Here is a 25,716-nt window from a genome sequence, read left to right as displayed (position 1 = left end):
AGGGGCGGTCGGGGCAGTCAGCGATGCCCTGACACCACAGTGAACTGCCCGCTGCAGTCGCGGACGACATAGACGTGATGCGAGTCGGGTAGATCGGGCAGCACGATAGGCGTCTCGTTCCAGACATCGTCTTTCGAGAACGTCGGAGAGTCGAAGTCAAAGTCGAAGTTCGTCGAGATATCGAAGCAGGCGTCTCCAGTGCTTGGGGTCATGGTGATGCCCCATACAGCCATGCGCGCCCCTTCCCGTTGCGACATGTCGTGCTGGCGCCAGAACTCCGGAATGAGTGCTCGAGAGTGGTCCTCGGCCATGGCGACAGCGTCCGGCATTGCAGCCCATATGTGGGGCAACAACGCGTCTGCTTGATCCACACACGGTTGGCAACCGATGTGATGCCGGCAGACGACCCAGACGAGCGTGGTGCCGATTTGGTATTCCGACCGGAAATCACCATTGCGGTCGGCATAGGTGCCGAGCGGGCTTTGTTTGAGTGAAGGGTGCATGTAGGAACGGAGCCTGTAGCGTCTTAGCGCAGCCGGCTGAGCAACATGAGGTGCCGCTCTGCCGGCTCATTGAGGTGGCAGGCGCGAGCCGTATGGATGCGGTCTCGCCCTTGCATGCCTATGGTGTGATCACACACACGAGCGATGCGGGCACCAATTGCCCTTTAACAGCATGGAACCGGATGGTCGTTGATGCCACGTCCTCGCCGTTGGCATGCGTCATCGCAACCTCGCATTCTTGTCGACCTGTGTTGGCTTTGCACGCACCGCTTACCACGTTGGTTCCGTCCGACAGATACGCAAGACGGTAAGCGAAGACGTCGCCAATCTTGGCTGGCCCTTTTTGCGTGGGCGAAAACGCACCGTCGCACGATGAACCCGCTGGCACCGACTTGCCATAGGAAGCCAGCAAGATGGCCAGCGCGCCATACGTCTTGTCTGGGTCGGGGCTGTCAATCACCGTCGCGGCGTTGGCGGATGCAGCCACCATCAATGCGACAGCCAATGCGGTCTTGAGCAGATGATGCTTCATGTGGGGATGACTCCGTAGTAGAGCGATACGTCTTTATAGCGGCTGTATGCCCGCTTGAACTTCTCGTGGAAGGATTCCACCGAGGGATCGGTCACCACCTTCTTTTGCGAGTTGGAGTAGTGGTAGACCTTTCCACTTGCAAGAATGCCAACGTGCTTCTGTGGGATCGGTGACATCCGCCCGTTGTTCACTGCAGAGGCACTGAGAACAAAGACCAACACCGGCCCGGCCGGGCACGGGTTATCCGCCCATTCGCCCTTGCGGGCCAGCCCGTTATATAGCTCGTCGCATCGTATGGATGCGCCCGTCCCGCGCGTGGCGAACTTCATGTTGCCGCAGATCATGCCGATCTTGAGCCCCAACGCGTGGCTAACAAAATGGGCGCAGTGGTTCTCGTTTGGACTCGAGAAATCATTGGTGCAGACGCTGGCGATGGTTTTGCCAACGTAGCTGTCCAGCTCTTTTGTTGCGATACAGACCATGTGTGTCTCCATAACGTAGTGGGCCACAGAACCCCACATCGGCGTCGCATCTGCTCTTTGACGAGATCGCGCGCGATGATTGGCGAAGCGTCTTGCCTCGCGCAAAGGAGGGGGTAACTTAAGGCCTGAATCGCTAGGAGGCGGGAGGCTTCTCACAAAATGACATGCTGGTGACTGCTTGCGCGGGCTGCAGCCGTTCTCTGAATTCCCCACTGTGGAAATCGGCGTTGGCCCCGGGGCCTACTGCTTGCATCACAATCAGACCGCACTCATCCAACAACCGCCGTGCAGCACGGCCACGCCATGCCCCATCTCACACTGGAATACTCTGCAAACCTCCACGCCTTTGACGCCCAATCGACCCTGCTCGCCGTCAATACGGCCCTTGCCGCCACCGGGCATTTTGTTGAGGCGGACATCAAAAGCCGAAGCCACCGGTGCGATACGTTTGCCGTGGGCACCTCCAGCGAGCCGCGCGCATTCGTACACGCAGACCTCGCGATCTTGAGCGGGCGACCGCTTGAGACCCGGCGCGAACTGTCGTCAGCTGTGTTGGCGGTCTTGCAAGCGCAGTGCAGCGCGCCGGCGGGCGTGCACCTTCAGCTTTCTGTGCAAGTGCTTGAGATTGAGCGCGATTCGTATGCGAAGGTGAGCATCGAGGCGCACGCTTGATGGATGGGCACCCCGCCCGTCTCGGGGGACCGTGTTGCTGTTGTTATTGGCTTTCGCCAGCGAGCCTCCTGAACTCAGTCGTATAAGCCTTGAAGCTCCTGGAGGTTTCGGCTCCTTGCCAACTGAATAACCGTCTCATCGTACGCAAAGCTTAGATCGGCGTTATAGAAGTCTTTGAATGACTTGACTCTATCGTCGATCCAACGACCATCCTTGGCTCGAAAGCTCACTTGAATATACGGAACGGTCGCCCGGTCATCTGCAATCAGTAGGAGCGAGCCTGCAGCAGTGGTGGAATCGATCACACCGAATGCCTCGCCGACCAGGGCTGCAGAATTCATCACGACCCTCACACCAAATATTTCGCCGCGGCGTCCCTTCGTAGTGAGAGCTCGAATAAAAATTTCTGGAGGAACATTTGATGAGGATGCGGCCTTCGCCATAGCGGAAAGGAGCTTCTTGCTTCCCTCAAACAGAGACTCTGGCTGATGAAACTGAGCCTTGCCGTCAGTTTTAAATCCGACATCTACTCGAGGGTAGAAGGTATCGCTGTAGTTGAGCTTAGCCCCTTTAGAAATTGCGGAAACCATGAGATTGGAGACACGCTCAGTAATCCACGTCTGATTGGTATTATCGAAAGTCGTGAAGGAAATGCGGGAGGCTAGACTATCAGCGAGCATTACTCGAGCTTCAATCCCCTCACCCAGGCTGCTCTTCTTGGCTAGCCATTGGTCGACGAGCGACACTGCGCTCTGCTCATCGGCGAGAAATTTAACCTCCGCAACTTGAAGGGGAACGTATTGCTCCTCCGAAAGATGCGTCAACGCGTACTTCTTTGCAGCCTCCCCGAATAGATTCGACAATGCCGAAAAGGCAGCGTAACGAAGATCGTTTGGGACGTCCGGCGTCGCTAAAATGCGGTTTGCATACTGACCAGTGCCTTGATACCTCTGTAGATTCTCCAGTAGAACACGCGGCCTGTAGCTGTCCGCCTGGAAACGCGCCATCGTTTTTTCCAGCAATTCATCAAGCTTGCTATCAGCTGCAGCATAGAAGATGCCAACGTGAGCCCCAAGAATTCGTGCACCATCACGAAAATCCATCTCCGACGTGTCAGGAGCTAGCATGTAAGCCACCAGTCTGGATTTTTCCGCAACACTAAGGTCCATGTGACCCCGATATGCCCCAGAGATGCTCGATCGCGCCATTCGGGTGACGAGACCATCCAAAACCACTCGCATCCGAATATCTTCCAACGACTCTTTGAGGAGAGCCCCTTTCTTGTCAAATGAAAGCCAGTCTGTGATCTTGGTCTCGATTGTTTGTCGTGCAACAGAATAGATCTGATACGCACTAAGACCAACGAGAGCGCCCCCTAACAAAATGCATAAGCCCGCCCAAAGTCGGAACTCGGCAAATGCTTTCGACATTTTCTCTACAGCCTGATCGCCTATTTGAACTTTGGCGTCAGCGACCTGCTGAATCAAGCCGGATTTGAAGGCCTCAAGCTCGGCTCTAGCGCTTGACAACTCGCCCTTCATACGCTCGATGTCGCGCTCGTTTGACAAACGCAAAACATCTAATTTCTGTGCATCCACGATCTCAATCCCTCCGAAAATAACGAATTCCGATTTTAAAAAAGAATGCAATATAATCCGGGGGATCGATTGTTGTATGAGCCTTCTCGTGAGAACCACGTATAGGTCACCGTCGAGCCAACCTCGTTTGTCATCATCAGACAGCCGCCCCCGTCAGCGTGGTGCCGTCACGTGGCTGGGCGGCAGTTGCCGCTCGACCCACTCTCCGTCGAGCATGAAGCTCGCCACGAACACCACGATGCCCGCCACAAACGTCACCGCGACCCGTATGCGAATGGCTGGCCTGCGAACAAGCGCGAAGACAACCAACGGTAGCTGGACCATCGTGAGCGAGGCCGCGATAAACAGCGCCAATCCGGCATAGAAGATCGGCGCCCCAGTCCTGACTGAAGCCAGATCAACATGCACAAACAGCGCATAGACGAAGAACACCACGCTAGCCGCCATCAGTAAGCCGGTCAGCACATTGATTGATAGCAGCAACTTCGAACGACTCACCCCACCGATGGTGGTGCGATCGCCCACCACGGCTACTGACCGCGTTGCCAAGTCTTGCTCCTCGTTCGGTGCGAGCGCCCGCGCGCGACGCGCCGACACTTTGCAGGGCCGCACTGACATTGGCTATTCAAGCTTCTTCAGACCAGCCCTGAGAAAAATGAAGCGGGCTCAATCCTGTTGAAGTTGCCCGTCGCCACGCCAAGGGATGAGGAGCGATGTACCGGCACTACCACCCGTCATGGAAATGCGTCGGTCTAGCAATTGGCTTTCGCCAGCCCGCTCTATGGCGGCACGGCTAGCAAACGACTAGCGCAGAGGCCGGCCGATTCTGGTGTGCCGGTCAAAAGAGTAGACGTGCTCCCGTGGCTGCTCCGAACACCGCCCAATTAGCCGCCCAGGAAACTCCTTTTTTCCGTCGGCCAAGTGCACGGTCTCACCGCAGACGGCGCATTTGGCCGAGTAGCGCACCAGCCGCATCACGCGAAACGGCTCCTCATCGGCGGGCCTCTCGCGGGCGAGTTCCAGTTGAACATTGAGCTCGGTGAAGCCGACCATTACGTCCGGGGCCATGATGAGGCGAAGGTCTGCCAAGTCGGAGAACGGCTTCAAGATCGAATAGCCGATCCAAGACATCATCATTGCGAACAGCATCCAGACGGCGACGTCTTTTGCAGACGACGACACCCTGGGGTTGTTCAGCGCGATCCATGTCAGCAGGAGTACGCCGCCCACGGCTAGAAGGACGGCAACGCCAAAAGCGATAAAGGCCGTGCGTCGCCATCCCTTCAAGGGAAACCCTTTCCTGAACAGCGGACGTGCCCAGAACGCTGGCTTCAACGTTAGCTCTTGGACGTAAGTGATCTCGCCTGGGAGGGGTGTGACAACCGGGGCCTCGCCCTGGGGCAGTGGTAGAAACTCAATGCTGTATTCCGAGCTATTGCCCGCGCCTCCCGCGCCCGGGGTCTTTTTGGGCCACGCGTAGATATCGGCGCCGGCTTGCCGTGCTACGTCTTGAATGCCCCTTCGGCGCTCTTCAAGTGTTTGTTCCAGCCCCTTCCAAACCTTCGACAACCACGCCGTTGCACCATCTGGCCCCACCTTCTGCCCGACCAAGTCAGCGATATTTGCCGAGTTGTACTTGGCGATCTGATGCCCATTTTTGAGCCGCTCCAACGAGGCTTGGGCGAGAGCGCGAGCCACCGCGAGCGCCTTCGTCTCACGACCGAACTGCTGGTGGAAATCCAGAAATGCCCGAAGCGCGGCGATCTGCTCAACCGGCGCCCTTTCGCTCAACTCATTGATTTCAAAGCCGGAATTTCCCTGCGCCAGTGTTTCGTTCATGGTTGGAGAGTGTTTTTTGCGCCCGACGGCTCCTAGCCTGACCCCCGTCATTCACACGGAGGTCAACATGTTGCAAGGAAATGGGCAATGGCTGTTTTTCATTCTAGGGGTGCCTGTTCAGGCTCGGGATTTACCGCTCAATAACATGACGGTGTCCCACCCCTATAACGAAGCGGTTCGCGGGATTATCGAGCCGATTTGCAGGGGCCGAGGTTACTGGCGCGCAGAGTACAAAAACTGGCTCATCTTCGATCCATTTCGGGAGGTCGTGCTTGAAGAGCTAACGAGGGTCGAACGATCGTAGAAAGCAATTGTGTGAACCGGGGTGCTGGTGTTTCTCAAGTGCTGGCATCCCCGCCCGTCTCGGGGATACGTCAATCTAGTTATTGGCTTTCGCCAGCCCGCTCTATGGCGGAAAGGACTTCCCACGTTTCAGGGTTGATCTGACAACCCTCCAACACCATCGACACGAAGGCGCCGATGCCATCCAGAAAGCCCGCTCGATATTCCGGCGCGTGGATGCTGGTGTGTGCCAGTGCCAAGCGCAGGGTGTCGGGGCGGAGTTCACGATGGATGCGCAGATCGGCTTGCGTGCGACGAAGGTAGTCGCGCGCGGCCAGGGCGCCGGTCAGGTAGGTTCGGCGTTGGGTGGGGGTCATTGATGCTCCCCTGACGCGTGAGCAGGTGGGGGATGCTGGGGCGGGGATGGGTATGAAGCAATTGGCATGAAGCCTCCAGAGAGTGTTGGAGGCCCACCAACTTGTCGCCAGACGAGGTGGCGGGCCTGACGGCGGGGCTGGCGAACCGGTTCTCTGGAGCACCGGCAGACCCGGAGGTCTCCCCACCCGGCCCGCCATAGTGCGTGCGTGGGTGTGCAGAGCCAACGCGCGAAGCGTTGTCTCTCCAGAGCTACCAGAACAGGTCGCCAGACCCGGCTGCCGTTGGTGCGGCAGCGGTGGGGATTATACGAAATGACGCAGCAAAAACCGGTGCATTTGTTGGCACCTGAGTCGCGGCCTGCCTTGATTGCACTGGGCTGAACAGCCTAGCAAGGTGGCATAGAATGGGCACAAAAATTAACAGCCAATCCGGGGGGATTGCATGCTGCCCAATGTTGACGAAGGCGCCGCTCCGGCTGCTGATGCGCTACCAATCGAGATTCCCAACTTCGTTGTTGGGAAGTCCTACAGCCGCCGAGAAGAGATCACCGGGAAATTTGGGGGAAGCGCCCAAAGCGGCATTGCGCCATCTCGGCAATCACCGGCGATCTTCCTATTTTTCGGCAACGGTGCGCAGCACGGCTACCACGACGCGTTTGATGAGCTTGGTTATCTGAGCTATGTCGGCGAAGGCCAGCTTGGTGACATGAAGATGACCAAGGGCAACCTCGCCATCGCGTCACACGCAAAAGACGGGCGTGCGCTGCATGTCTTTGAAATGAAGGGCAAAGGCAAGCCCTGCGAATACAAAGGGGAATACTCCTGTGACTCGCACACTATCAAGCGAGGCCTAGATCGCAATGGATCGGAGCGCAACGTAATCGTGTTCCGGCTGATCCCTGTGTCGAGCACGCTGCGACGCGAACTCGACGATATGCCGGACGCGAGCGATGAATCTGCGACGACAGACAAAGCGGGGTACGCCGATTTTTCGAAACTTAGGGGAGCCGCGATTGCGGCTTGTCAGCCAGGCGCCCCCATCCCAGACCCGAAAGAGACGGTTCGTATTGCGTACCAGCGCAGTGCCCAAGTGAAACGCTACGTGCTGGCGCGTGCGCAAGGACACTGTGAGCTCTGCGAAAAGCCCGCACCGTTCAATCGCAAAAGCGACGGCTCGCCATATCTCGAACCTCACCACATCAATCGCGTCTCCGACGGGGGTTTGGACCACCCGAAGTACGTTGGAGCCATCTGCCCCACGTGCCATCGGCTCATTCACTTCGGTGTGAACGGCCGACAGCGAAACGACGAGCTCCGAGGGCGGATTGCGGCCAAGGAAGCGGGGCTCGGCGGAGAAGATTCTCTGTAGTTGCTCCGGATACGCCCTCAGTTGAATAGCAGTGGCCGATGTGTCGTGGTTTGAGACTCACGTGCGGACCTCAAACACTCGATTTCGAAACTTTGTCCGCGGCACTGCGCTCTTTGACAGCCAGAGTCGGCGCTGTGCGACCCGCATTCCGGTCTCCGACGGCCGACAAGTCGGTAGTTTCAGGGCCACCCTCCGGCATCGAACATCCGAAATCGCCAAGTCGAAACTCAAGCTCGGTCGTCAGACAATCGAAATCGTCGGTCTGAGGTCCAAACTTTCGACCTCAAACACTTGAATGCGTCGGTTTGAGGTCCGCATCCCACTCTCGACGACTTGAGCTCCGAAACCGAAAGGCCAGCTTCGAGACTTTGACGCGGGTGATTGGCTATTTCTGCTTCGCTTTCCGACCTCAAACATCGGAGCGTGGCAAGCGATCCCCGCCAAACGTGGGGGACTCGGCTTCTGTCAAAAGTGGTGTCCAGCCTTGCTATGGGTTTCGTGGCAACCCAATCTCGTCCGGTCGCGCCACCCGGCGCGATCTTGCCAACCCCTAGATAAGGATTGCAATGTCACAGAACCTGATTTCGCTTCAACTCAGCGCGACTGATCTGACTGCGGTGGATGCTGCGCTCAAGACCTTGGAAGAGAAGTTTGCTGGCCTGATCGATCTGTCGATCGAACAACGCAGCACGATCACGAAGATGGGCGACAAGTCCGAAGCGTTTTGCCGCAAGGCGGTGGAAGTGCTGAACAACAACCCCGGCGTATTGGCGGTCAACTACAACCTTGCTGAAGTTAAGCGCGACCTGGCCGCCTTTGATGCCCTGCGCCCTCGCCTGCTCCGCGTTGGAAAGCTCTACGAGAAGATGCAGGACTCGCAGATGGCGCTGGGTAGTGACTTGATGACGGCTTCGCTGGAGGGGTATGCCTTCCTTAAGGTGGCTGGCAAGGGAGAGGCGTTGGATACGGCTCGGGCGGCGTTGTCGGTGCGGTTTAGCCGGGGGCCGAGGAAGAAGGTGGAGGAAACTGCGCAGTAGGTTGATTGGTTGTTGATGGTTTGGACAAAGCCGCCCTTGGGCGGCTTTGTTTGTCTATGCGAGGAACCTCAAGACTCACTCTTTGGACTTGCCCTGCTCCCTATATAAATCGAGCATGCCAGCCTTTTCAAACGCCGCAACGCGCTGTATTCGCGTTAGAAGTGCCATTAAAACCTTGGTCGAAACGACGACATTCGGCGAGTATTCATTCAGCAGCGCAACCTCCTCCTCAATGCCGAGAGTGCTTGCGATACTTGATCCACTGCTTTTCAAAAACGATATGTTATCGCGCGACAACGGAAGCTTGTCATCCGAACTGGACGAAAGATCAGCCTTTCTCAACATATTTGAGTTTAGCAGCTGATTTATCATCCTCTCCGACTCTACTAAAGCATCTTGATTTTTTATGTAACCACTAACCGCATTAGCAATATTAACACCAACAGATTCTAGCGCCTCAATCCTTATTTCCCCAGGGGAAGCGTAGCTAATCTTCTTTATTTCAAGATCGTGCAGAGATGGGATATTCTGTTTCAGCGCCTCAAATAAATTCACTCGACTATACCCCCCTGTCCAAGGCGCAGAAAGATACCGACGCATGCGCTCCCCGATATTCCTAACAAATCGGGGCTTCGTGCAATAAAAGAATGCATAAAGCTGCGCATACACTTTGGAGAATGAGTCCAAATCGGAGAAGAACCATTTCCCATCAATAGGAACATCAAACGTTGTCGGGTTAATTTCCTTGGTGAGCGAAATATCCGGAGCCAACTCAGCATCAAAAATGGATTCTTCAGATGGAAGACAATCTGCCAGCTCGTCCAAATTTGGCAATTTCTTAACTACCCGACTCTGAGCGCGCCCGGTAAACTCACCATTGCCGTCATAAGTGTTTCGATAACTTACATCGACAGCGTATCGCTCTTCAGAAGTTAGAACTACGTCCCGAAGAGTGCTTTCCCCGGTGAGGTATGCAACCAACGCTGCTCTGGCGACAGGAAAAACTAACCAACGCTGCTTCTCCACGCCGTCGGTGTCGCACCAAAAATAGAGCCAATTCCGCCTAGCATCTCTAAAGAGGCAGAGTAGCGGCCCCTCAGCGTAAATGAGGTCGCATACATAGGCGTGCTTTTCAAGAATTGATGTGGCGACCCTGATTCCCGTAAGTTTGTTCACAGCGGCAACCTATCGTGTCGCACCACCGATTTTTGGCCGGCATATGATGTAGCCTCAAAGAAATCAAAGTGGCCGGTGGCGTTAGGGGATGTACGAACACCTTCACTTCCGGATACACCGATCTTGACGTAATGGTCACCAACCAAACGCAAAAATTTTGGATTGTTGACTAATATCTTTTTCGCCTTTCGAACCAAGTTCTCAAGCGAATCAAAAGCGGACAAGGAAAAGGCCGTGCAACATTGAGCCACGGGCCTCCCGCTAATAATTCGCTCCGGCTGAATTCGCGCAATTGGCAAATAGTTACTGGTGTGCGCGAGATCAGAAAAGGCAAAACGGAACCCCTCAAAATCTTCACTAAGGACTTCCGTGGGTGGGCAACATGCAATTGACGTGATCTCTTGCGCGTAGCGTAAGACCACGTTCGCCTGAACCCCACTGGCGGCGGAGGCGGGAGGCAGGTTAGCTGACGATTGGCTTGAGTTACTGCGACCGTCCATGTTCATAGCTTGTACGTTATCGCTCATTTCCTTCGCGGCGCACAGAAGAGATATACCCTCAATGCAAGCCTTCCCCCCGAGATGTTTCGTCTTAGTATATTAAAGTCACCTCAATAAAACAGCGCCCCTACTCTAGAGGGGCGCTTTTCATTTGTCGAGCCAACGAATGGCTCAAAATCATCCGCCCAAATGACTAGGTCAATTATTCGACGTTGCCGTTTGGCGGGCGGAATCACAAGTTTTCGAACTACCTACCCTCAAACATCAATATTCCGCGCCACCAACGCATTGCTCTCGATGAAGTTCCGGCGCGGTTCCACGTCGTCGCCCATCAGCGTGGTGAAGATCTGGTCCGCGGCAATGGCGTCTTCAATCTGCACGCGCAGCAGGCGGCGCTGGGTGACGTCCATGGTGGTTTCCCACAGCTGCTCGGGGTTCATTTCGCCCAGGCCCTTGTAGCGCTGGCGGCTTACGCCGCGCTCGGCTTCGGCCAGCAGCCACGTCATGGCGGCGTGGAAGTCGGCAACGTTCTGCTCGCGCATCTTGTCGCCGGTGCCGCGGCGTACCTTGGCGCCGTCGCCAATCAGGCCCTGGAAGGTGGCGGCGGTGCTGGATAGCGCTGCGTAGTCTGCGCCGGCCACGAAGTCGGCGTCGATGTGGCTCAGGCGCTGGTTGCCGTGCTGGCGGCGCACAACCATCACGCGGTACTTCTCGCTCTTCTCGTCGTACTGCATGAAGGCGTCTGCGGTAGCGCCGCCGTTGGCGCTGCTGGCGTTGCCTTGCATTTCCAGCAGGCGGGCCTTGAGCGTGCGGGCGCTGGCTTCTGCGGCGGCTTCGTTGCTCAGGTCCAGGGACACGCCTTCGGCAATGGCGCGCAGGGCGTCGGCGTCAATCACGCGCGAGAGGCGCTCGACCACGTTGCGGCTGAACTGGTACTGGCGTGCGAGTTCGGCCAGGGCGTCGCCGGCAATCTCGGTGCCGTCTGGGCGCACCAGCACGGCGGTGTCCAGCGCCTGGCGCACGAGGTAGGCGGCCATCTCGGTGTCGTCTTTGATGTAGCGCTCTTCCTTGCCGTGCTTGATCTTGTAGAGCGGCGGCTGGGCGATGTACACGTGGCCGCGCTCGATGATCTCGGGCATCTGGCGGTAGAAGAACGTGAGCAGCAGCGTGCGGATGTGCGAGCCGTCCACGTCAGCATCGGTCATGATGATGATGCGGTGGTAGCGCAGCTTGTCGAGGTTGTAGTCGTCCTTGCCAATGCCGGTGCCCATGGCAGTGATGAGCGTGAGCACTTCCTGGCTGGAGAGCATCTTGTCAAAGCGCGCGCGCTCGACGTTCAGGATCTTGCCCTTGAGCGGCAGGATCGCCTGGAACTTGCGGTCGCGGCCCTGCTTGGCGGAGCCGCCTGCGGAGTCACCCTCGACGATGAAGAGTTCAGACAGCGCGGGGTCTTTCTCCTGGCAGTCGGCCAGCTTGCCGGGCAGGCCCATGCCGTCGAGCACACCCTTGCGGCGCGTCATTTCGCGGGCCTTGCGGGCGGCTTCACGCGCGCGGGCGGCTTCCACGATCTTGCCGCAGATGATCTTGGCGTCGACCGGCGTTTCCAGCAGGAAGTCGGTCAGCGCCTTGGCCACGACTTCTTCCACCGGCAGGCGCACTTCGGAGGACACGAGCTTGTCCTTGGTCTGCGAGCTGAACTTGGGCTCCGGCACCTTGACCGACAGCACGCAGGTCAGGCCTTCGCGCATGTCGTCGCCCGAGGTGTTGACCTTGGCCTTCTTGGCGATCTCGTTGTCGGCGATGTACTTGTTGATGACGCGCGTCATCGCGGCGCGCAGGCCCGTGAGGTGGGTGCCGCCGTCGCGCTGCGGGATGTTGTTGGTGAAGCAGAGCACCTGCTCGTTGTAGGCGTCGTTCCACTGCATCGACACTTCCACGGCCACGCCGTCTTTCTCGCCCGCGGCAAAGAAGATGGTCGGGTGCAGCACGGTCTTGTTCTTGTTGATGTACTCAACAAAGCCCTTCACGCCGCCCGAGAAGGCGAAGTCTTCTTCCTTGCCGGTGCGCTGATCGGTCAGCTTGATGTGCACGCCGTTGTTCAGGAACGAGAGCTCGCGAATCCGCTTGGAGAGGATCTCGTAGTGGTACTCGACGTTGGTGAAGATCTCTTCGTCGGCCAGGAAGTGCACTTCGGTGCCGCGCTTGTCGGTCGTGCCCGTCACGTGCAGCGGGGATACCTCCACCATCGTGCCGTCCGGCGCTTGCACCGTTTCGATCAGGCGATTTTGCGGAATGCCCTGCGCAAACTCGATGTGGTGCACCTTGCCATTCTGGCGGACCGTCACCTTCATCCACTTCGACAGGCCGTTCACGCACGACACACCCACGCCGTGCAGGCCGCCCGACACCTTGTAGCTGTTCTGGTTGAACTTGCCACCGGCGTGCAGCTCGGTCATGGCGATCTCGGTCGCGCTGCGCTTGGGCTCGTGCTTGTCGTCAAACTTGATGCCGGTCGGGATGCCGCGGCCGTTGTCGATCACGGAGATGGAGTTGTCCGTGTGGATGGTGACCTGGATCTCGGTGCAATGCCCGGCCAGCGCCTCATCGATGGAGTTGTCCAACACCTCGAACACGAGGTGGTGCAGGCCGGTGCCGTCGGACGTGTCGCCGATGTACATGCCCGGCCGCTTGCGTACCGCCTCCAGGCCTTCCAGGATCTGGATCGAGGCGGCATCGTAGCTGTTGGAGCTGCTGGCCTCGGCGGGGGTGGATTGCGGTTTCTGCTCTTCGGTCATGTCGTTCTGCTCACTGCCATGGGCACGGAAATGGTGGCTTCAGTGCACACAGCGGGGTTGCTTAAAAACGGCGAAGGGGCGGATCGTCCCGATCCAGCCCCTCGTCTTGCTCTGGGTGCCGCGGTGCTGCGTTAAATGCGCATCGGCATGACGACGTACTTGAAGGTGTCGTCTTCGGGCAGGGTGATGAGCGCGCTCGAGTTGGAGTCGCCCAGGCTCACCTGCACCTTTTCGGCCTTGAGGTTGGCCAGCACGTCCAGCAGGTAGGTGACGTTGAAGCCGATATCCAGCGCGTCGCCCTGGTAGTCGATTTCGAGTTCTTCCTGCGCTTCTTCCTGGTCAGCGTTGGTGGAGCTGATCTTGAGGACGTTGGTGTCGAGCATGCAGCGCACGCCCTTGAACTTGTCGGTGGTCAGGATGGCCGTACGTTGCAGTGCGCTCTGCAGGAACGTGCGGTCGATCGTGAAGCTGTTGCGGTAACCCTTCGGGATCACGCGCTGGAAATCGGGGAACTTGCCCTCGACCAGCTTGGAGATCAGCTCGATATTGCCGAAGCTGAACTTGACCTGGTTCGACGCCAGTTGCACCGAGACGGGATCGTCCACGTCTTCCAGCAGGCGTTGCAGTTCAAGGATGGTCTTGCGCGGGATGATGACTTCGTGGCGGCCGCCGGCGCCTGCCGGTTGCTCGCCCGTTTCCACGCCGCAGTAAGCGAGGCGGTGGCCGTCGGTGGCGACAGCCATGACTTGCTTGCCGTCCACCACCAGGAGCATACCGTTGAGGTAGTAGCGGATGTCTTGCTGGGCCATCGCAAAGTGCACCATCGCCAGCAGGTGCTTGAGCGTCTTCTGCGGCACGGTGATGCGGGCACCGAAATCGGTCGCTTCTGCGACGGTCGGGAATTCTTCGGCGGCCAGCGTCTGCAGCGCAAAGCGGCTCTTGCCGGATTGCACCGTCATGCGCTTGTCGTTGAGCGTCAGCGCCACTTCGCCATCGGGCATCGCGCGCAGGATGTCGACCAGCTTGCGGGCGGCCACGGTGGTGGCGATATCGCCGGCGCCGGCGCCGCAATCGGCGTGCGTGGTGATCTGGATTTCGATGTCGGTGGACAGGAAGGAAACCCGTTCACCCTTCTTGGTGATGAGCAGATTGGCCAGGATGGGCAGCGTGTGACGGCGTTCCACGATGCCGCTCACGATTTGCAGCGGACGCAGCAGGTTGTCTCGCGAGGTTTTGACCAATTGCATGAAGGCGATCCTTGCAGTTTGAGGTGACACCGCGCGCGCCCCTCATGGCCTGTGCCTGCAGGAGCATTCGCGATTAACCCCAAAGTTGTTGTAAATCAAGGGGTTAATCACAAATTATACCGCAAAGAAGGGGGCGCTGGATAGCGTCGCGCGCGCGGAAAATATGTCTATTGTGCATGAAAAGACGCCCGCATTGGAGCGGGCGCCGATCAGCCGAATGAGCGAGGGTGGATTCAGAGCGAATGGCGCTGCCATGCGCTCTGGTGGCAATCCAGCCATCAACCCTTGAGCGTTTGCTCCAGCACGTGCAACTCGTGGTTGAGCTGGGCGTCCTTGGTGCGCTCGTCGGCGATCTTGCGCACGGCGTGCAGCACCGTGGTGTGATCGCGTCCGCCGAAGAGTTCGCCAATTTCCGGCAGGCTCTTCTGCGTGAGCTCCTTGGCCAGATACATGGCGATCTGGCGCGGGCGCGCGATGTTGGCCGGCCGCTTTTTGGAGTACATGTCCGCGACCTTGATGTTGTAGAAATCCGCGCAGGTCTTCTGGATGTTCTCCACCGAGATCTGGCGGTTCTGCACGGTCAGCAGATCCTTCAGCGCCTCGCGCGTGACTTCGATCGTGATCTCTTTGCCGTGGAAGTTGGAGTACGCCAGGATCTTGCGCAGCGCACCTTCCAGTTCACGCACGTTCGAACGCAGATGCTTGGCCACGAAGAAGGCCACCTCTTCCGGCACGGTCACATTCTCGGCCTGCGCCTTCTTCATCAGAATCGCGACGCGCATTTCCAACTCGGGCGGCTCGATGGCCACCGTCAGGCCGGAGTCGAAGCGCGAGATCAGGCGATCATCAATACCGGTGATCTCCTTCGGATACGTGTCGCTGGTGATGATGACCTGCGCGCGGTTGGCGATCAGCGCCTCGAACGCATAGAAGAACTCTTCCTGCGTGCGGTTCTTGCCCGAGAAGAACTGAATGTCATCGATCAGCAGCAGATCGAGCGAGTGGTAGTAGCGCTTGAAATCATCAAACGCCTTGCGCTGATACGCCTTCACCACGTCAGAAACGTACTGTTCTGCGTGGATGTAGCGAATGCGCGCACGCGGGTTCTCCATCAGCATGAAGTTGCCGATGGCGTGAATCAAGTGCGTCTTGCCCAGGCCCACGCCGCCGTACAGGTACAGCGGGTTGTACGACTTGCCCGGGTTGTTGGCGACCTGGATGGCCGCGGCGCGCGCCAGCTGGTTGGCCTTACCGGTGACGAAGTTGTCGAACGTGAGGATCTGGTTCAGGCGCGAGCGCTCGTGCACGGAGTCGTCCACAGGGGCTTGCGGCGGCGTCGCCAGGCCAGCTGCCACAGCGGGTGCCTGCTGCGGCATGCGGTACGACTGGGCGCGCACCTCGGCGGCATCCATCACGGGCACATCGATCTCGGCCACAGCATGACCCACCCCCGCCCCATGGCTGGCCGTGGCGAGCGTGGTTTCGCGGTACGCCGCAGGCGCCGGGCGCATCGCCGACGTGTCGTGCGTGATGCCGCCAGCGGCAGGCATGGCAACCGGCATGGCCGGGCGGGGCTGAATCGATTGAGATGCAGGTGCTTGCATCTGCGCCGGAGCAAATGCCGGCTGCTGGGCCGCCTGACGCTGACCGGCGGCCGGGTCGAGCACGAACTGCACGTCGACCTGCATCTCCCAGTAGTCGCACGCGAGCGACTGGATGCGGCCCGAGAACTGGCTCTTGACCCAGTCGAGCTTGAAGCGATTGGGCGCAGCGATCCGCAGCGTGCACGCCTGCTCGTCAAACGACAGCGGCGTGAGCGGCTTGATCCACGTCTTGAATTGTTGCGGCGTCAACTCACTCTCGAGCTGGGCTGATGCCGCATGCCAGAAATCCTGCATCGTTATCGTTAGGTGTTTGACCGGCGCCACACACACGTCATCGACGACGTCCCCGGGTGGGCCGGCCGCCACCGCCTCTGACACAAGCCAGAAACCGGGCGGCATTCGTTATTGGACCGGGATTGTACCCCCGACCGAAAGTTATCCACAAAGGATAAGTCTGTGGATAACCTGTGGACCTGCTGTGAGTAGCGGTGGACAACTCATTTTGACCACCTCCCGCAAACCCAGTCCCGACAAGCGTTTCCGCCGAGCGACTCAAGCCGCACAACGCGTTGGGGACAACTCGCTGCGGGGTGGATTATTGTCACCGAGCGCGTTTTATCCCCAGCCAAGGAGGCTTGACAGATTCGGCAAATATCGTTTAAATGGCGGGTTCTGCGATGCGCGGCAGGGGAGCGCACGCTGGTTCGCGTCAGACGCGGCGTCGGGAGTCATCCCGGCGCGAGTCAACCGGCTTGATGCCCAAGACCTGAACAACACAGCGCACGGCGGTCTGCGTGGGCGATTTCTCCTACTGAATCGACACCAGGCCGTGGGGCAGCCCTAGGCCCGGCGCGTGCGGCAGCGTCCGCACCACCCATTAACAAGAGAGTGCATCATGAAGCGTACCTATCAACCTTCCGTTACCCGTCGCAAGCGCACCCACGGTTTCCGTGTCCGCATGAAGACTCGCGGTGGCCGTGCCGTGCTGAACGCACGCCGCGCCAAGGGCCGCAAGCGCCTGGCCATCTAAGAGTGCCACGCCGGGTGGCGGCTCTGGCCGTTGCCCACGGCGTTAGCGGCACGCTGGCGATGGGCCCGCACGCCTACCCCAAGGCCGCAAGGCTGACAAAAACGGATGAGTTTTCATCCGTTTTTGCTTTGCGGCCAGTCCGGCGTAGTCGTCACTTCGTGCTGTATGTACGCGCCAACGGGCACCCGCAGGCGCGTCTGGGCGTGGTGATCGGCAAGAAATTCGCCAAGCGCGCCGTCGAGCGCAACCTCATCAAGCGCCAGTGCCGCGAGCTGTTCCGCCTGCGGCAACCCGTGCTGGGTGGCCGCGATGTGCTGATCCGCCTGCACAGCAAGTTCCCACGCCAGGACGTGCCCACCGTGGCCGCGTTCAAGCGTATCTGCCGTGAAGAGCTGTCTCATTTGTTTGAGATTGCGACGCGTCCGCTGCCAGCAACGCCAAAACCAGCACCCGTTACGACACCTTCCGCGCCCGCTGCCGGGAGCACGCCATGACGCGCGTGCTGCTGTTTCTGCTGCGCATCTACAAAGTGGCATTCAGCCCCTTCGTGGGCGCGCAATGCCGTTTCCTGCCCACCTGCTCCGACTATGCGCGCGACGCCGTGCTCACGCATGGGCCCGGGTACGGCAGTTATCTTGCGGCAAAACGCCTATGCCGCTGCCATCCGTTCGCACAAGGCGGGTATGATCCTGTGCCGCCCGCCGCTGGCAGCGCTGCGCCCCGCTCCACCGATCCCGCATCGACCGACGCGACCGCAGCTGACGCTCAGGCTGCGCGGCCGTCGATTCACCTTCCCAGACCGTAATCCGACATGGATATCAAACGCACCATTCTCTGGGTGATCTTCTCGCTGGCGGTTGTCCTGCTGTTCGACAACTGGCAACGCGCGAATGGCCACCAGTCGATGTTCTTCCCGACACCGCAGACGGCCACCACCGCCAGCAGCGCCCCGGGTAGCACACCCGCAGGCGATGTGCCGAAGAGCGCCGCAGCCGCAGCACCGGGTTCGCAGGCCGCTCCGGCCACGGGCGCCGCCGCGCAGGCCCCGGCTTCGGAAAAGATCGTCATCTCGACCGATGTACTGCGCGCCACCATTGACACCGACGGCGCCATCGTCACCAAGCTGGAGCTGCTCGACCAGAAAGACCACGACGGCAACCCGATGGTGCTGTTCGACCGCAGCATGGAGCGCACCTACCTCGCACGCTCGGGCATCATCGGCGGCGATTTCCCGAACCACACGACGGCGTTCACGGCATCGGCCGGCCCGCGTGATCTGGGCGCAGGCAACGACGTCTCCATCACGCTGACGGCCGACAAGGGCGGCGCCAAGCTGGCCAAGACGTATGTCTTCAAGCGCGGCAGCTACGTGATCGACACGCGCTTCGACGTGACCAACGACGGCACGGCACCGATCAACCCGACGCTGTACCTGGAACTGGCCCGCGACGGCGGCGCGATTGAGCAATCGCGCTTCTACAGCACGTTCACCGGCCCGGCCGTGTACACCGACGGCGACAAGTTCCACAAGATCACCTTCGCCGACATCGACAAGGGCAAGGCGCAAGTGCCGGCTCCGACCGACAGCGGCTGGGTGGCGATGGTGCAGCACTACTTCGCCTCGGCGTGGATTCCGGCGAACAACGTCAAGCGCGAGTACTACGTCAACCGCGTGGACACCAACTTCTACCGCATCGGCATCCAGGAGCCGCTGGGCACGATCGCACCGGGCGCCAGCGTGTCGGCCACGGCACGTCTGTTCGCCGGCCCGCAGCAAGCGCGCATGCTTGAGGCCATCACCCCGGGTCTGGATCTGGTGAAGGACTACGGCTGGCTGACCATCGTCGCCAAGCCGCTGTTCTGGCTGCTGGAGAAGATCCACGCGCTGCTGGGCAACTGGGGTTGGTCGATCGTGGCGCTCACGGTGCTGATCAAGCTGGTGTTCTTCCCGCTGTCGGCCACGAGCTACCGTTCGATGGCCAAGATGAAGGACCTGCAGCCGCGCATGACGGCCATCCGCGAACGCCACAAGGGCGATCCGCAGAAGATGAACCAGGAAATGATGACGCTGTACCGCACCGAGAAGGTCAATCCGCTCGGCGGCTGTCTGCCGATCGTGATCCAGATTCCGGTGTTCATGGCGCTGTACTGGGCGCTGCTGTCGTCGGTCGAAATGCGCGGCGCGCCGTGGATCGGCTGGGTGCACGATCTGTCCGCACCGGACCCGTTCTACATCCTGCCGGTGCTGATGGCCGTGTCGATGTTCGTGCAGACCAAGCTGAACCCGACCCCGCCGGACCCGGTGCAGGCCAAGGTGATGATGTTCATGCCGATCGCGTTCTCGGTGATGTTCTTCTTCTTCCCGGCCGGCCTGGTGCTGTACTGGGTGGTGAACAACTGCCTGTCGATCGCGCAGCAATGGTCGATCAACCGCATGCTGGGCACCAACAAGAACGCCGCGCCCGCCAAGTAAGGCGAACGCGCTTCAGCAAAAAGGGCACCTTCGGGTGCCCTTTTTTCATACCTGCTTCACGTGCTTCAAGCCGGTGTGTGGCAAACCGCCTCGATGTTGTGGCCATCCGGATCGCGCACAAAGGCACCGTAATAGCTCGGGTCGTAGTGCGCACGCAGGCCGGGCGCGCCATTGTCAGCGCCACCGGCTGCCAGGGCCGCAGCGTGGAATGCCTCCACCTCGGCACGCGACTCGACGCGAAACGCCACATGCAGCGGCGGCTTGTTCGGCGTCTGCCCAGCCATCGCGGCCGAAATCCAGAACTCCGCCTTGCCCGGCGGGCCGAAGCCGGCCACATCGGTGTGGCCCGTCACGGCCGCCGAAAACTCCAATACCTTGACGAGACCGATGGCGCCCAGCGCCTGCTCGTAGAACCGCTTGCTGGCGTCGAAGTCGCTGACGACAACGCCGGTGTGATCAATCATCCGAATCTCCTTGGTGGGAAACTGGCGCGCAACGGCGCGGCTGCCGCACAATACCGCCCATGACCGCCGCTGACCACCCCACGACCTTGCCGAACACTGCCGACGCCTCGCGCGCGCCCATCCGCACCCTCCCCATCGCGGCGATTGCGACCGCGCCGGGGCGTGGCGGCATTGGCGTGGTGCGCGTGTCGGGCCCCGATGTGCGCGCCGTCATGCAGGCCGTCTGCGGCCGTCTGCTGACGCCGCGTCAGGCGACGTATCTGCCCTTTCTCGATGCCGACGGAAACGCCATCGATCGCGGCATCGCGCTGTGGTTTCCGGCGCCGCATTCGTACACGGGCGAAGACGTGCTCGAGCTGCAGGGCCACGGCGGCCCGGTCGTGATGCAACTGCTGCTGCAGCGCTGCCTGGCGGCCGGCCGCGACATCGGCCTGCGCGTGGCCGAACCCGGCGAGTTCACACGCCGCGCGTTTCTGAATGACAAGATGGATCTGGCGCAGGCCGAAGCCGTGGCGGATTTGATCGAAGCCAGCACCGAAGCCGCCGCGCGCTCAGCGGCGCGCTCGCTCGATGGCGCCTTCTCGCAGGCGGTGCATGCGCTGGTCGAGCGCGTGATCCATCTGCGCATGCTGGTGGAAGCGACGCTGGATTTTCCTGAGGAAGAGATCGATTTTCTGGAAGCGTCCGACGCGCGTGGCCAGTTGGCTGGCATTCGCTCGGCCGTGGATGGCGTGCTGGCGCAGGCGCGCCAGGGGGCGCTGCTGCGCGAGGGGCTGCATGTGGTGTTGGCCGGGCAACCGAACGTGGGCAAGTCGTCGCTGCTCAATGCGCTGGCCGGCGCGGAACTGGCCATCGTCACACCCATCGCCGGCACCACGCGCGACAAGGTGCAGCAGACCATCCAGATCGAAGGCATCCCGCTGAACATTGTCGATACGGCCGGCCTGCGCGATACGGAAGATGAGGTGGAACGCATCGGCATCGAACGCACCTGGGCCGCCATCGCGCGTGCGGACGTGGTGCTGCATCTGCTCGATGCGGCGGACTATCGCGCCAACGGACTATCGGCCGAAGACGCCGCCATCGACGCGCGTATTGCCAGTCACGTACCGGCGGGCGTGCCGACGCTGCGCGTCGTCAACAAGATCGATCTGACGAGTGTGGGCGTCGCGGGCCGCGTGGACACCGAGCCGCCCGAAGTCTGGCTGTCGGCGCGCGACGGTGTGGGCGTTGAGTTGCTGCGCGCGGCCTTGCTGGAGATTGCCGGCTGGCAGGGCGGCGGCGAGGGCTTGTACCTGGCACGTGAGCGCCATCTTGCTGCCTTGCGCGCGGCCAAGGAACACCTGGCGCTCGCGGCCGAGCATGCGGATCAGCAAGCGCAATCGCTGGACCTGTTTGCCGAGGAACTGCGGCTGGCGCAGGAGGCGTTGAACAGCATTACGGGGGCGTTTTCGAGTGATGACTTGCTGGGGGTGATCTTCAGTCGGTTCTGCATTGGAAAATAATTGGCTACCAAGGTCACCCAGAATTGTTCGACAAGCCGTTGTTTTAAGAGGGGCACCGTGAAGACTCACCGGGTACTGATAGTCGGGAAAATGAGTACGCCGATTCTGAAAGAACCCCTGATCACGCCCTATGTCGGAGACTTCGATGTCGTCGTCGCATGCGGCGGCGTCTCAATTAACGTGCAGCAACAGGGCAATCAATGATCAAAGTCAGTGTCATGTACCCGTACGCCCCAGGCGCGCGATTCGATCACACCTACTACAGCGAGAAGCATCTGCCGATGGTGAAACATCGACTCGGCGATGCATGCCTGTACTACACAGTGGACAAGGGCGTCGCAGGTGGCGCTCCGGGAACTGACCCTGTTTACGTGGCCAAGGCCGACCTCATCTGCACTTCTGTCGAAGCGTTCGAGACAGCCCGCGCCCCGCATGCGCAGGAGATCGTGGGAGACGTAGCCAACTACACGGATATCCAACCCGTGCTGCAAATCAGTGAGGTGGTAGTGGAGCGCTCGGAAATCTGACCAAGGCTCGGATATCGCCAAGCACCACATCCGCGCATGGCGTAACAGCCCCCCCCTCACACGCCCACCCGAACCGTCATCTTGCCGACGTGCTGCCCCTGACTGCAGATAGCCATAGGCAGCCAGCACCTCATCAAAGCGGCAGACACCAGGCGCTCTCGACGAGGTGCCTCGCTTGCTGGCGCAAATCTGAGCTGCAAAACCCAACCCATTCACCCACGGAGAAACCGGTGCGCAAGTACCGCAACCGCTTGAACAACAACATCGTTCTGGGCCTAACGTTGCTCGGCCTCTCGGGCTCTGCTGCCGCGCAAGCCGGCTACACGCTGATGCCCGTGCACAACGGGGTCAACGCGCTGAAGCTGCGCGGCTACGACGCGATCGCCGTGCGCGCGTGGCGCGAGAACTTCAACGCGCACGGCTTTGATGTGGTGACCTTCTTTGTGCGCGATGGCGCGGCGGGCCGCGCGCAGCCCTGGAGCCTCGTACCGGTATTCCGCCGCGGTGAGCGTGGCGGCAATGGCGAGCAGGAGCAGTTGCACATCACAGCCAGCGGCGGCGCCGACTGTCTGCTTCACGACTTCCGGCTCATGCTCGCGCAAGGCGGCAAGCCCGCCATACTCATCCTCGCCAACCGTGAAGCCGGCACCAGCTATGCCGCCGATGCCAACGTACGTTTCGACTACTACGTGCTGACGGAGAACACCGACGGCACACCGGGTTATCCGAAGCTGTCGTTCCGCTGGCAAAAGTCGCAGCAAGCACGCGCGCAATACTGCGACGTGAACCGCGCCTTCGATCAGGAGCTGCATCTGGGCACGTCCAGCGGCACCGCCAACGTGGCGGATGGCCCCTAATCGACGCAACCGCTGATCGCCATGCCTTCCATGCCCACCTATCCTGTCTCCGTCAAAGGCGTTCTGCGCGCGCCTGGCGGCGAGGTCGTCCTGCTGCTCAACGAACGCGAAGAGTGGGAGCTGCCGGGCGGCCGTATCGAGCTGGGTGAATCGTCCACCGAATGCCTTGCCCGCGAGATTGCGGAAGAGTTGCACCTGGCCGTGCAGGTCGGCGCACCACTCGATACGTACCTGTTCGAGGTCGTGCCAGGCAAGCATGTGTTTATTGCCACATATCGCTGCACGCTGATCAGCGCGTTCGAGCCGGTGCTCAGTCATGAGCACAAGCGGCTGGGGCTGTTCCTGCCAGATGCGCTCCCGGACAACCTGCCGGCGGGATACCATGCGTCGATCGCGGCCGCATCCCGCAGCACCTGACACCATGAACGCCCTGTTTATCTGTAGCCGCAACCGGCTACGCAGCCCCACGGCGGAGACCGTGTTCGCGCAGTGGCCGGGTGTGGAGACGGACTCGTCGGGCCTCGCCCCGGACGCTGACGTACCGCTTGATGCCGAGCAGCTCGACTGGGCCGACATCATTTTCGTGATGGAGCGCAGCCACCAGCGCCGCCTGACTCAACGGTTCAGCCAGCAACTGCGCGGCAAGCGTATCGTGTACCTCGATATTCCCGATGACTATGCGTTCATGCAGCCGGAGCTCGTTACGCTGCTAGAGCGGCGCGCCGGCCCGCACTTGAAAGTGGCGCAGCACGTCGAGCGGCGCCGATAGGCCACCAGCGCGAGACGCGGTCTTCGGTCACGCCCGTCAGATCTTGCACAACATGGCGGACTCCGGTGGCGGAGTCGATAATCTGGCCATTCTGGCGGTGGACAGGCGCGGCGTGTTTTATGAGCGCAAGCGCCCCATCGGCAGTCCGCTCGCATCCTTTTCGTTCCATCTCCAACCATGGGCCGAGGCCGGTACTACACCTGGTGGCGCAAAGCAGGCGAATCTGCCGAGGCGTTCTTCTATGCAAACGGCTGGGCCGCCCGCATCGCACATGCGCTGCGGCTACAAGGTCGACTACACGTCGATCGCCGCGACGTCATGCTGCCTCTGGGCGCGTCATGGGCGCAGCCGCTGAAAATCGCGTTCGCCTCCGACTTTCACGCTGGCCCGCTCACCGACCCACGCTTGCTGGACGCCGTGCGCGATGCGATCGCAGCCTTCGCGCCGCACCTCCTGCTGCTCGGCGGCGACTTCATCTCGCTGCATCACCGTCACATCACAGGGCTCGCGGCACGCCTGCGCGAGGTGGACGCCCCCGCAGGCAAGTTCGGCGTCTTCGGCAATCACGATCTGTGGGTAGATGAGGGGTTCATCCGGACGCAGATGGAAGCCGCTGGCGTGCGGATGCTGGTCAACGAGGCGGTGCGCCTGCCCGCGCCCTACGACGCACTCCACGTCTGCGGGCTCGATGAGCCCGGCGTCGGGCACCCGGATGCCGACCGGACATTTGCTGATGCCGGGCCACGTCGGTTACTGCTCATGCATTCGCCGCTGGGGCTGCGGCACGTAACGGCCCACCCGTTCGATCTGGCGTTCTGCGGACATACGCACGGCGGACAGATCGCGCGCCCAGACGGACGCCCCATCGTGCTGCCCTCAGGCTCGGGCGATCCGCAATTCGCCAGCGGCTTCTTTGCGCTGCCAGACGGCGGTCAGCTACTCACCAGCCGGGGAGTCGGCATGAGCGATGTGCCAATCCGGTTGTTTTCGCCATCCGAGGTGCATCTGTACACCGTGCATGCCGCGCCTTAGCACGAGGACCGGGGAAGGGCTCAGTCAGCCCTTTCCCCACCGCCAGCGCGGCGGCTCGCCCTTCCACCAGCACACCAGTATCAGCAACACGCTCAAGCCTGCGACGTACAACACGAAACCCGTCGACGAACGCCCCGGGTGCAGCCCGGCGATGCCCGCCGCCAGCAGCACAGCGTAGATGGCCAGCACCACCCAGCCCTGCCAGCGCGCAGGCAAACCCCATCCCCAGCCATACCGCTTGGCGGGGAACCAGTAGTCCTTGGAATCGATTGGCATGATGGGAAGGCGCGATGCGGCAGCAGTAGAGGTACCTGCAGCGTAGGGCAACGCCCATCAAAATGGCGTAAAGAGAGGGCGACGACGCGTGTGATTGGCGTCGATGGCAGCGCGCGGGGCAGGGAAGGCCTAGCCTGGACGGCAAACGCCAACAGCCAGCCGGTCGATCACCGCTGGCGGAAGTCGTTTGCTACAGAGAGGGCGCACGCAGGCGCGCCGAAGCAGCGGAGAATGGCACTCAGGCCATCAGCCACGTCTTGCTAGCTTCTGTATCGGAGAGTGGAGCGTTGGCTGAATCCGGAAAGGGCTTCCGGGTGCGCCTGAACGGCGCAACAAGCCAAGCTCGGCGGAACGGAGATCGATTGACAGGAACCGACTCACTTCTACCGCCAACGGCAGCACCCAGTTGGTGCTACCGGAACAATCGCGCGATCTTAGTAGAGCTTCTTCGGCAGCATTTGCGAGCGCAGGCGTTTACGCGTACGCGACACGGCAGCAGCCTTCTTGCGCTTGCGCTCGGTCGTCGGCTTTTCGTAGGCGGTACGGGCGCGCAGTTCCTTGATCAGGCCGGTGCGCTCGATTTCACGGCGGAAGCGGCGCAGCGCGACTTCGACCGGCTCGTTTTCTTTCAGGCGGATGGTGGTCATCGGGTCCCTTGCTAGTATTCGGGTGGACGGCGAAACAGCGGATTATATACCGCCCAGAGGGCGTGCAGTGTAGTTGAATTGGTTTACCGATGCAAGACCATTGGTTGCCGCGGCGAAAAGCGC

Annotated in this window: 28 protein-coding genes; 13 read left to right on the top strand and 15 right to left on the bottom strand. The window is 60.5% G+C overall.

What is annotated here, in order from left to right:
* Window positions 1–17: 17 nt before the first annotated feature.
* From ACS7SF_RS10655 to ACS7SF_RS10645, 3 genes are all read right to left on the bottom strand, one after another.
* Entirely contained in the window at window positions 18–503 is a 486-nt protein-coding gene (locus ACS7SF_RS10655; RefSeq protein WP_439889759.1) for a hypothetical protein, read from the bottom strand.
* 118 nt (window positions 504–621) lie between these two features.
* Window positions 622–1,035, bottom strand: a complete 414-nt coding sequence (locus ACS7SF_RS10650; RefSeq protein WP_439889758.1) for a hypothetical protein — start codon at window positions 1,033–1,035, stop codon at window positions 622–624.
* On the bottom strand, window positions 1,032–1,517 hold the full coding sequence (locus ACS7SF_RS10645; RefSeq protein ID WP_439889757.1) for a hypothetical protein: 486 nt from the start codon (window positions 1,515–1,517) through the stop codon (window positions 1,032–1,034). Before ACS7SF_RS10645 ends, ACS7SF_RS10650 begins: the two co-directional genes overlap by 4 nt.
* Before the next feature lie 303 nt (window positions 1,518–1,820).
* On the opposite strand from ACS7SF_RS10645, the gene ACS7SF_RS10640 reads away from it, so the two are divergent.
* A complete protein-coding gene (locus ACS7SF_RS10640; protein WP_439889756.1) occupies window positions 1,821–2,189 on the top strand; it encodes a 5-carboxymethyl-2-hydroxymuconate Delta-isomerase in 369 nt (122 codons plus the stop codon).
* A 74-nt stretch (window positions 2,190–2,263) separates the two neighbouring features.
* Here the strand turns inward: ACS7SF_RS10640 and ACS7SF_RS10635 are convergent, their stop codons facing one another.
* The 4 genes from ACS7SF_RS10635 to ACS7SF_RS10620 all read right to left on the bottom strand — a co-directional run bounded on the left by ACS7SF_RS10635 (window position 2,264) and on the right by ACS7SF_RS10620 (window position 6,285).
* The gene (locus tag ACS7SF_RS10635) at window positions 2,264–3,787 is read right to left on the bottom strand and encodes a hypothetical protein (RefSeq protein WP_439889755.1); all 1,524 of its coding nucleotides are present in this window, start codon (window positions 3,785–3,787) and stop codon (window positions 2,264–2,266) included.
* 153 nt (window positions 3,788–3,940) lie between these two features.
* A complete protein-coding gene (locus tag ACS7SF_RS10630; RefSeq protein WP_439889754.1) occupies window positions 3,941–4,336 on the bottom strand; it encodes a hypothetical protein in 396 nt (131 codons plus the stop codon).
* A gap of 255 nt (window positions 4,337–4,591) precedes the next feature.
* Window positions 4,592–5,626, bottom strand: a complete 1,035-nt coding sequence (locus ACS7SF_RS10625; RefSeq protein ID WP_439889753.1) for a hypothetical protein — start codon at window positions 5,624–5,626, stop codon at window positions 4,592–4,594.
* Between the two features lie 383 nt (window positions 5,627–6,009).
* Window positions 6,010–6,285, bottom strand: coding sequence for a hypothetical protein (locus ACS7SF_RS10620; protein ID WP_439889752.1), 276 nt, complete (start codon window positions 6,283–6,285; stop codon window positions 6,010–6,012).
* A 442-nt stretch (window positions 6,286–6,727) separates the two neighbouring features.
* On the opposite strand from ACS7SF_RS10620, the gene ACS7SF_RS10615 reads away from it, so the two are divergent.
* Together ACS7SF_RS10615 and ACS7SF_RS10610 are read left to right on the top strand one after the other, a co-directional pair.
* A complete protein-coding gene (locus ACS7SF_RS10615) occupies window positions 6,728–7,654 on the top strand; it encodes an HNH endonuclease (RefSeq protein ID WP_439889751.1) in 927 nt (308 codons plus the stop codon).
* Between the two features lie 566 nt (window positions 7,655–8,220).
* Window positions 8,221–8,691 (top strand): hypothetical protein, encoded by a 471-nt coding sequence (locus ACS7SF_RS10610; protein WP_439889750.1) that lies wholly within the window; start codon window positions 8,221–8,223, stop codon window positions 8,689–8,691.
* A 75-nt stretch (window positions 8,692–8,766) separates the two neighbouring features.
* On the opposite strand, the gene ACS7SF_RS10605 is transcribed toward ACS7SF_RS10610, so the two are convergent.
* From ACS7SF_RS10605 to dnaA, 5 genes are all read right to left on the bottom strand, one after another.
* Window positions 8,767–9,867, bottom strand: coding sequence for a hypothetical protein (locus ACS7SF_RS10605; protein WP_439889749.1), 1,101 nt, complete (start codon window positions 9,865–9,867; stop codon window positions 8,767–8,769).
* Window positions 9,864–10,394, bottom strand: coding sequence for a hypothetical protein (locus ACS7SF_RS10600; protein ID WP_439889748.1), 531 nt, complete (start codon window positions 10,392–10,394; stop codon window positions 9,864–9,866). Before ACS7SF_RS10600 ends, ACS7SF_RS10605 begins: the two co-directional genes overlap by 4 nt.
* Window positions 10,395–10,624: 230 nt before the next feature.
* Window positions 10,625–13,162, bottom strand: a complete 2,538-nt coding sequence (gyrB, locus tag ACS7SF_RS10595; RefSeq protein ID WP_439889747.1) for a DNA topoisomerase (ATP-hydrolyzing) subunit B — start codon at window positions 13,160–13,162, stop codon at window positions 10,625–10,627.
* 131 nt (window positions 13,163–13,293) lie between these two features.
* Window positions 13,294–14,409 carry a DNA polymerase III subunit beta gene (dnaN, locus tag ACS7SF_RS10590; RefSeq protein ID WP_439889746.1) on the bottom strand — a complete coding sequence of 372 codons (1,116 nt, stop codon included), beginning with the start codon at window positions 14,407–14,409 and terminating at the stop codon, window positions 13,294–13,296.
* Between the two features lie 278 nt (window positions 14,410–14,687).
* Entirely contained in the window at window positions 14,688–16,307 is a 1,620-nt protein-coding gene (gene dnaA / locus ACS7SF_RS10585) for a chromosomal replication initiator protein DnaA (RefSeq protein WP_439889745.1), read from the bottom strand.
* 601 nt (window positions 16,308–16,908) lie between these two features.
* Here dnaA and rpmH point away from each other — a divergent pair.
* The 4 genes from rpmH to yidC are packed head-to-tail and all read left to right on the top strand — an operon-like array spanning window position 16,909 to window position 19,516.
* Window positions 16,909–17,043 (top strand): 50S ribosomal protein L34, encoded by a 135-nt coding sequence (rpmH, locus tag ACS7SF_RS10580; RefSeq protein ID WP_003262958.1) that lies wholly within the window; start codon window positions 16,909–16,911, stop codon window positions 17,041–17,043.
* A gap of 59 nt (window positions 17,044–17,102) precedes the next feature.
* Entirely contained in the window at window positions 17,103–17,537 is a 435-nt protein-coding gene (gene rnpA, locus ACS7SF_RS10575) for a ribonuclease P protein component (protein WP_439892741.1), read from the top strand.
* Window positions 17,534–17,848, top strand: coding sequence for a membrane protein insertion efficiency factor YidD (gene yidD / locus ACS7SF_RS10570; RefSeq protein ID WP_439889744.1), 315 nt, complete (start codon window positions 17,534–17,536; stop codon window positions 17,846–17,848). Before rnpA ends, yidD begins: the two co-directional genes overlap by 4 nt.
* Window positions 17,849–17,854: 6 nt before the next feature.
* On the top strand, window positions 17,855–19,516 hold the full coding sequence (gene yidC, locus ACS7SF_RS10565) for a membrane protein insertase YidC (protein ID WP_439889743.1): 1,662 nt from the start codon (window positions 17,855–17,857) through the stop codon (window positions 19,514–19,516).
* Between the two features lie 65 nt (window positions 19,517–19,581).
* On the opposite strand, the gene ACS7SF_RS10560 is transcribed toward yidC, so the two are convergent.
* Entirely contained in the window at window positions 19,582–19,980 is a 399-nt protein-coding gene (locus ACS7SF_RS10560; protein ID WP_439889742.1) for a VOC family protein, read from the bottom strand.
* A 59-nt stretch (window positions 19,981–20,039) separates the two neighbouring features.
* Between ACS7SF_RS10560 and mnmE the strand changes: the two genes are divergently transcribed.
* From mnmE to ACS7SF_RS10530, 6 genes are all read left to right on the top strand, one after another.
* Complete coding sequence (mnmE, locus tag ACS7SF_RS10555) at window positions 20,040–21,485, top strand: tRNA uridine-5-carboxymethylaminomethyl(34) synthesis GTPase MnmE (RefSeq protein WP_439889741.1); 1,446 nt, start codon at window positions 20,040–20,042, stop codon at window positions 21,483–21,485.
* A gap of 200 nt (window positions 21,486–21,685) precedes the next feature.
* On the top strand, window positions 21,686–22,012 hold the full coding sequence (locus ACS7SF_RS10550; protein WP_439889740.1) for an EthD family reductase: 327 nt from the start codon (window positions 21,686–21,688) through the stop codon (window positions 22,010–22,012).
* A 230-nt stretch (window positions 22,013–22,242) separates the two neighbouring features.
* Window positions 22,243–22,869: a hypothetical protein gene (locus ACS7SF_RS10545; protein WP_439889739.1), complete on the top strand. Its 627-nt coding sequence runs from the start codon at window positions 22,243–22,245 to the stop codon at window positions 22,867–22,869.
* 21 nt (window positions 22,870–22,890) lie between these two features.
* Window positions 22,891–23,286 (top strand): NUDIX hydrolase, encoded by a 396-nt coding sequence (locus tag ACS7SF_RS10540; RefSeq protein ID WP_439889738.1) that lies wholly within the window; start codon window positions 22,891–22,893, stop codon window positions 23,284–23,286.
* Between the two features lie 4 nt (window positions 23,287–23,290).
* The gene (locus ACS7SF_RS10535; protein WP_439889737.1) at window positions 23,291–23,638 is read left to right on the top strand and encodes a low molecular weight protein tyrosine phosphatase family protein; all 348 of its coding nucleotides are present in this window, start codon (window positions 23,291–23,293) and stop codon (window positions 23,636–23,638) included.
* 177 nt (window positions 23,639–23,815) lie between these two features.
* Window positions 23,816–24,670: a metallophosphoesterase gene (locus tag ACS7SF_RS10530; protein ID WP_439889736.1), complete on the top strand. Its 855-nt coding sequence runs from the start codon at window positions 23,816–23,818 to the stop codon at window positions 24,668–24,670.
* Between the two features lie 24 nt (window positions 24,671–24,694).
* Here ACS7SF_RS10530 and ACS7SF_RS10525 read toward each other — a convergent pair whose 3' ends face one another.
* Both ACS7SF_RS10525 and rpsU read right to left on the bottom strand, forming a co-directional pair.
* Window positions 24,695–24,946, bottom strand: a complete 252-nt coding sequence (locus ACS7SF_RS10525) for a hypothetical protein (protein ID WP_439889735.1) — start codon at window positions 24,944–24,946, stop codon at window positions 24,695–24,697.
* 434 nt (window positions 24,947–25,380) lie between these two features.
* A complete protein-coding gene (gene rpsU / locus ACS7SF_RS10520; protein ID WP_003262970.1) occupies window positions 25,381–25,593 on the bottom strand; it encodes a 30S ribosomal protein S21 in 213 nt (70 codons plus the stop codon).
* Window positions 25,594–25,716 lie beyond the last annotated feature (123 nt).

Origin of the sequence: Ralstonia sp. 25C (assembly GCF_051904805.1) — a bacterium.
In the GTDB taxonomy this organism is placed as follows: Bacteria; Pseudomonadota; Gammaproteobacteria; order Burkholderiales; family Burkholderiaceae; genus Ralstonia.
The sequence above is the reverse complement of the archived record's forward strand: the minus strand, read 5'-3'. Positions and strand labels throughout refer to the sequence as shown.

Bases quoted from the DNA above. Each gene is read 5' to 3' on its own strand.
- ACS7SF_RS10655 (WP_439889759.1), bottom strand. From the start codon at position 503: ATGCACCCTTCACTCAAACAAAGCCCGCTCGGCACCTATGCCGACCGC.
- ACS7SF_RS10650 (WP_439889758.1), bottom strand. From the start codon at position 1,035: ATGAAGCATCATCTGCTCAAGACCGCATTGGCTGTCGCATTGATGGTG.
- ACS7SF_RS10645 (WP_439889757.1), bottom strand. From the start codon at position 1,517: ATGGTCTGTATCGCAACAAAAGAGCTGGACAGCTACGTTGGCAAAACC.
- ACS7SF_RS10640 (WP_439889756.1), top strand. From the start codon at position 1,821: ATGCCCCATCTCACACTGGAATACTCTGCAAACCTCCACGCCTTTGAC.
- ACS7SF_RS10625 (WP_439889753.1), bottom strand. From the start codon at position 5,626: ATGAACGAAACACTGGCGCAGGGAAATTCCGGCTTTGAAATCAATGAG.
- ACS7SF_RS10620 (WP_439889752.1), bottom strand. From the start codon at position 6,285: ATGACCCCCACCCAACGCCGAACCTACCTGACCGGCGCCCTGGCCGCG.
- ACS7SF_RS10615 (WP_439889751.1), top strand. From the start codon at position 6,728: ATGCTGCCCAATGTTGACGAAGGCGCCGCTCCGGCTGCTGATGCGCTA.
- ACS7SF_RS10610 (WP_439889750.1), top strand. From the start codon at position 8,221: ATGTCACAGAACCTGATTTCGCTTCAACTCAGCGCGACTGATCTGACT.
- ACS7SF_RS10600 (WP_439889748.1), bottom strand. From the start codon at position 10,394: ATGAGCGATAACGTACAAGCTATGAACATGGACGGTCGCAGTAACTCA.
- gyrB (WP_439889747.1), bottom strand. From the start codon at position 13,162: ATGACCGAAGAGCAGAAACCGCAATCCACCCCCGCCGAGGCCAGCAGC.
- dnaN (WP_439889746.1), bottom strand. From the start codon at position 14,409: ATGCAATTGGTCAAAACCTCGCGAGACAACCTGCTGCGTCCGCTGCAA.
- dnaA (WP_439889745.1), bottom strand. From the start codon at position 16,307: ATGCAGGATTTCTGGCATGCGGCATCAGCCCAGCTCGAGAGTGAGTTG.
- rpmH (WP_003262958.1), top strand. From the start codon at position 16,909: ATGAAGCGTACCTATCAACCTTCCGTTACCCGTCGCAAGCGCACCCAC.
- rnpA (WP_439892741.1), top strand. From the start codon at position 17,103: ATGGGCCCGCACGCCTACCCCAAGGCCGCAAGGCTGACAAAAACGGAT.
- yidD (WP_439889744.1), top strand. From the start codon at position 17,534: ATGACGCGCGTGCTGCTGTTTCTGCTGCGCATCTACAAAGTGGCATTC.
- yidC (WP_439889743.1), top strand. From the start codon at position 17,855: ATGGATATCAAACGCACCATTCTCTGGGTGATCTTCTCGCTGGCGGTT.
- ACS7SF_RS10560 (WP_439889742.1), bottom strand. From the start codon at position 19,980: ATGATTGATCACACCGGCGTTGTCGTCAGCGACTTCGACGCCAGCAAG.
- mnmE (WP_439889741.1), top strand. From the start codon at position 20,040: ATGACCGCCGCTGACCACCCCACGACCTTGCCGAACACTGCCGACGCC.
- ACS7SF_RS10550 (WP_439889740.1), top strand. From the start codon at position 21,686: ATGATCAAAGTCAGTGTCATGTACCCGTACGCCCCAGGCGCGCGATTC.
- ACS7SF_RS10540 (WP_439889738.1), top strand. From the start codon at position 22,891: ATGCCTTCCATGCCCACCTATCCTGTCTCCGTCAAAGGCGTTCTGCGC.
- ACS7SF_RS10535 (WP_439889737.1), top strand. From the start codon at position 23,291: ATGAACGCCCTGTTTATCTGTAGCCGCAACCGGCTACGCAGCCCCACG.
- ACS7SF_RS10530 (WP_439889736.1), top strand. From the start codon at position 23,816: ATGGGCCGAGGCCGGTACTACACCTGGTGGCGCAAAGCAGGCGAATCT.
- ACS7SF_RS10525 (WP_439889735.1), bottom strand. From the start codon at position 24,946: ATGCCAATCGATTCCAAGGACTACTGGTTCCCCGCCAAGCGGTATGGC.
- rpsU (WP_003262970.1), bottom strand. From the start codon at position 25,593: ATGACCACCATCCGCCTGAAAGAAAACGAGCCGGTCGAAGTCGCGCTG.